The 4,100-nt window shown below is 44.6% G+C and carries 5 protein-coding genes; 3 read left to right on the top strand and 2 right to left on the bottom strand.

Going from position 1 to position 4,100, the window contains the following annotated elements; all coding sequences use genetic code 11:
- Together AACT21_RS07350 and AACT21_RS07345 are read left to right on the top strand one after the other, a co-directional pair.
- Positions 1-875 (top strand): 4-phosphoerythronate dehydrogenase (locus AACT21_RS07350; RefSeq protein WP_094163336.1); only part of this gene is annotated, 875 nt, incomplete at its 5' end.
- Positions 859-1,872 carry an aspartate-semialdehyde dehydrogenase gene (locus AACT21_RS07345; RefSeq protein WP_094163332.1) on the top strand — a complete coding sequence of 338 codons (1,014 nt, stop codon included), beginning with the start codon at positions 859-861 and terminating at the stop codon, positions 1,870-1,872. The genes AACT21_RS07350 and AACT21_RS07345, both read left to right, overlap by 17 nt.
- Positions 1,873-1,987: 115 nt before the next feature.
- On the opposite strand, the gene fcrX is transcribed toward AACT21_RS07345, so the two are convergent.
- Complete coding sequence (gene fcrX / locus AACT21_RS07340) at positions 1,988-2,437, bottom strand: ferric iron uptake transcriptional regulator FcrX (RefSeq protein ID WP_010318689.1); 450 nt, start codon at positions 2,435-2,437, stop codon at positions 1,988-1,990.
- A gap of 214 nt (positions 2,438-2,651) precedes the next feature.
- Between fcrX and AACT21_RS07335 the strand changes: the two genes are divergently transcribed.
- Positions 2,652-3,170, top strand: coding sequence for a DUF4442 domain-containing protein (locus tag AACT21_RS07335; RefSeq protein WP_010318688.1), 519 nt, complete (start codon positions 2,652-2,654; stop codon positions 3,168-3,170).
- Here the strand turns inward: AACT21_RS07335 and AACT21_RS07330 are convergent.
- Positions 3,167-4,051, bottom strand: a complete 885-nt coding sequence (locus tag AACT21_RS07330) for a LysR family transcriptional regulator (protein WP_094129040.1) — start codon at positions 4,049-4,051, stop codon at positions 3,167-3,169. The genes AACT21_RS07335 and AACT21_RS07330 overlap by 4 nt on opposite strands.
- Positions 4,052-4,100: the final 49 nt, after the last annotated feature.

The following is a 4,100-nucleotide window of genomic DNA, read 5'->3' as shown; positions in this document are numbered from 1 at the left end:
GTAATAAGGTGGGAGTGGCTGAGTATGTTTTCAGTGTATTGATGGTGTTAGCACAGCAGCATGGTTTTTCTGCCTTAGAGAAAACCGTTGGCATTATTGGTGCTGGTCAAGTCGGCAGCTATTTAGCCGAGTGTTTAGCGGGGATTGGCATTAATGTGCTGCTCAACGATCCCCCAAAACAAGCACAAGGTGATTGCCGCGAGTTTACTCATCTTGATGTTTTACTTGATAAAGCGGATGTCATTACGCTGCATACACCCATTACTAAAAGTGGTGAATGGCCAACCCATCACTTGATTGATGAAGTTCGACTTGCCCAGTTGCGCAGTGATCAGATCTTGATCAACGCGGCTCGTGGCCCTGTGGTGGATAACCAAGCGCTGAAACAACGCCTACAGAAAAATGATGGTTTTATTGCCGCTTTAGACGTGTTTGAATTTGAACCTGAAGTGGATATGGAACTGCTGCCTTTGCTCGCCTTTGCGACGCCGCATGTGGCTGGCTATGGGTTAGAAGGTAAAGCCCGAGGCACGACCATGATTTTCAATAGTTTTTGTGAGTATCTTGGCGATGACCATTGCGCGAATGCCAGTAGTTTATTACCCGAGGCTCCCATTGCCAAAGTGTATTTATCACGCGGTTGGGATGAGGAAACATTACACAGTTTAACCCAATTGATTTATGACGTACGCAAAGATGACGCCTTGTTTCGCCGTGAAATTGGCAAACCAGGTGCTTTTGATCAAATGCGTAAACTTTATTGGGATAGAAGAGAATATAGCGCGATGACTGTCGTCGGTAGTGAGTCGTGTGATCTCACTCCCTTAGCTAAATTAGGTTTTAAAACAGAGGTAACAAATGAGCCAAGAATTTAATATCGCTATTTTAGGAGCAACCGGCGCGGTTGGTGAAACCATGCTTGAAGTGCTCAAAGATCGCAAATTCCCCGTTGGTGAACTTTACCTACTTGCCAGTGAGCGTAGTGAAGGTAAATTCTACCGCTTCAATGGTAAGACCATACAAGTACAAAATGTTGAAGATTTCGATTGGTCACAAGTTCAGATTGCACTGTTTTCCGCTGGTGGTGAATTGTCCGCAAAATGGGCTCCTATTGCCACAGAAGAAGGCGTGGTAGTCATCGATAACACCTCACATTTCCGCTATGAGTACGATATCCCACTTGTTGTGCCTGAAGTGAACCCTGAAGCGATTGCGGATTTCCGTAACCGCAATATTATTGCGAACCCAAACTGCTCAACCATCCAAATGTTGGTGGCGTTAAAGCCGATTCACGACGCTGTGGGTATCGAGCGAATTAACGTATCAACTTATCAGTCCGTTTCAGGAGCTGGGAAGTCAGGCATTGATGAGTTGGCGGGACAAACCGCAAGGCTGTTAAACGGTGTTTCGGCCGATCCTGATGTGTTTAGCCAGCAAATTGCGTTTAACTGCATCCCACAAATCGACCAGTTTATGGATAATGGTTACACCAAGGAAGAGATGAAAATGGTGTGGGAAACGCAAAAAATATTCAATGACTCAACCATTATGGTCAACCCAACTTGTGTACGCGTGCCAGTTTTTTACGGCCATGCTGAGTCACTGCATATTGAAACACGCTTACCGATTGATGCTGAGCAAATTATTGAGTTATTAGAGAAAACTGAAGGTATTGAAGTATTCAGCGGGAATGATTTCCCAACGCAAGTTCGCGATGCGGGAGGGAAGGATACGGTTCTTGTAGGGCGTATTCGCAACGATATCAGTCACCACAGTGGCATTAACATGTGGGTAGTGGCAGATAACGTGAGAAAAGGCGCTGCAACAAATGCGGTACAAATTGCGGAAGTGTTGATTCGAGATTATTTCTAATTAATACCTAGTAAAAAGGAGTGGCTTACCACTCCTTTCTCTCTACACAAAAAAGCCGAGTGATTGATTCACCCGGCTTTTTTATTATCGTCCAGCTCAAGGCTGAGAATGATGGCTATCTTTTTGACTTGTGCGCGTTAGGGTTCTGCTTGCAACTGCCGTCGGCACATTTACCATATAGATAAAGGCTGTGATTGGTGAGCTGTACATTATATTGCTCGGCAATCTCTCTTTGGCGTTGTTCTATCACCTCATCTGAAAACTCAATCACTTCACCACAATCTAAGCACACTAAGTGGTCGTGGTGGTGTTGTGTTGAAAGTTCAAAAACGGATTTTCCACCTTCAAAATGGTGACGAGTGACAATACCCGCATCATCAAATTGGTTTAATACTCGATAAACAGTCGCAAGACCGATTTCTTCACCAAGATCAATCAATTTCTTATACAGTTCTTCAGCGCTGATATGTTGGCATTCAGGCTGCTGTAGCACTTCTAAAATTTTTAGCCTAGGAAGGGTAACTTTAAGACCTGCATCCTTGAGCGCTTGGTTATTATCTGACATACACTTTCCTGTTGATGATCTGCAGCAGTTAACAGAATTCATAATTGCGATCATTATAGGGGAGTCACTGCTAACAATAAACCACGAAGTTCAAAGGGTTACTTTATATTTGTCACAAAGCCGCGCAATATCACTGATATAACAGCTCTTACCAGTTACAATTGCGTAACATTTATTAGTGATTGAGTCGATAGGTTTAAAAGGTGAGCACGGAATGAATCACTCTTTAGCAAGATTTTATAAGCCAAATATTGTTAAGTGGGCGTTAAATAGCTGGCCCCCTTTTTGGGGCGCTGGTATCCACATTGATGAAATTAGTAGCGACTTCCGTCAGGTGAAAATGCGCCTAAAGCTGCGGTGGTGGAACAAAAATGCCAATCGCACTCAGTATGGTGGCAGCATTTTCTCTCTCACGGATCCTGTTTACTCTTTGATGTTAATGGGGATTTTGGGTGAGCAATATTATGTATGGGACAAAGAGGCCAGCATCAACTTTATCAAACCGGGCCATTCTGATTTGTATGCGGAGTTTCTGATAACGCAAGACCAACTGGATTCAATCTTAGTGAGCACGGCCAATGGGGATAAATGCTTTCCGGAATTTGTTATCCATGTTAAGGATGCCAAAGGCGAAGTGGTCTCTGAAGTGCAACGTAAATTGTACGTGCGCAAAAAACCTAAATACAGAGAAGAGAGTGATGCAGACAAAATGGTTACTTTTTGTGACCGCTAAGGCTGTCCATTCTGCATTTGGCACAGCTCAATCCAAGCTTCGGCGGTGCGAGAAACGTACCGTTCCGCGTGCCATATTAATCCTAAGTGCCAATCAATACTGGGTGTCATAGGTTTGACTAAGACGCCTTCTCCTTGAATTCGTCGACAAAGTGGTTCGGGTAGAAAGGCAACGCCTACGCCACTTTTGACCAACGCGACTAAAAAATCCCACTGGCTACTGCGCGCTGCAACTTGTGGTGTAAATCCGTGTTGTAGGCAGAATGAGTGGATGTAGTCACTCAGCGTAAAATCATGGGTATAGAGGTAAAATGGCTCATTTTGTAGTTGCTCCCAACCGATGGCTTCTTGCTGCTTCCAAGGAGATGAATCGGGGAGTACGGCGCAAATGGGGTAACTGTCTAAGGAGAGTGACCGCAGATTATCAATCGGATGAGGCGAAAGCATGGTGACGGCTACGTCAATTTCGCCATTGAGGATAGCTTGCTCTATTTTACGTCCGCCATACTCAACGATGGTGAGCTCTACATGAGGGTAGGTTTGACGGTATTGGCGGATCAGACCTGCGTAAAGGTGTCCAACCATTGGTGGAATTCCGAGATGCAGTTGTCCCCGCTTTACCTGATTGAGATCGACCAGCTCGGCTTCTAACTGAGACATCTGCGCTAAGATCTCTAGCGCTCTTTGATAGACAACCTCTCCTGCATCGGTAAGCCAGAAACGTCGACCTTCACGATGTAATAGTGGCTGTTCAATTTCCTGCTCTAAACTGCGGATCATCTTACTGATGGTGGGCTGGGTGACGAACAGTTGCTCGGATGCGCGGGTAAAGCTTTGTTGATTGACCAATTCAACAAAATAGCGCAGTGCTTTAATATCCATAATATCTCCTTTTATCATTCCATTTTGGCATGAAAATGATAATAAAAAG

Origin of the sequence: Vibrio sp. V08_P9A1T1, assembly GCF_963874405.1 — a bacterium.
Taxonomy (GTDB): domain Bacteria; phylum Pseudomonadota; class Gammaproteobacteria; order Enterobacterales; family Vibrionaceae; genus Vibrio; species Vibrio anguillarum.
This window is presented reverse-complemented; position numbering and strand designations above follow the sequence as displayed.

Coding starts and splice junctions, on each gene's coding strand:
- AACT21_RS07330 (WP_094129040.1), bottom strand. CDS start 4,051: ATGGATATTAAAGCACTGCGCTATTTTGTTGAATTGGTCAATCAACAA.
- AACT21_RS07335 (WP_010318688.1), top strand. CDS start 2,652: ATGAATCACTCTTTAGCAAGATTTTATAAGCCAAATATTGTTAAGTGG.
- fcrX (WP_010318689.1), bottom strand. CDS start 2,437: ATGTCAGATAATAACCAAGCGCTCAAGGATGCAGGTCTTAAAGTTACC.
- AACT21_RS07345 (WP_094163332.1), top strand. CDS start 859: ATGAGCCAAGAATTTAATATCGCTATTTTAGGAGCAACCGGCGCGGTT.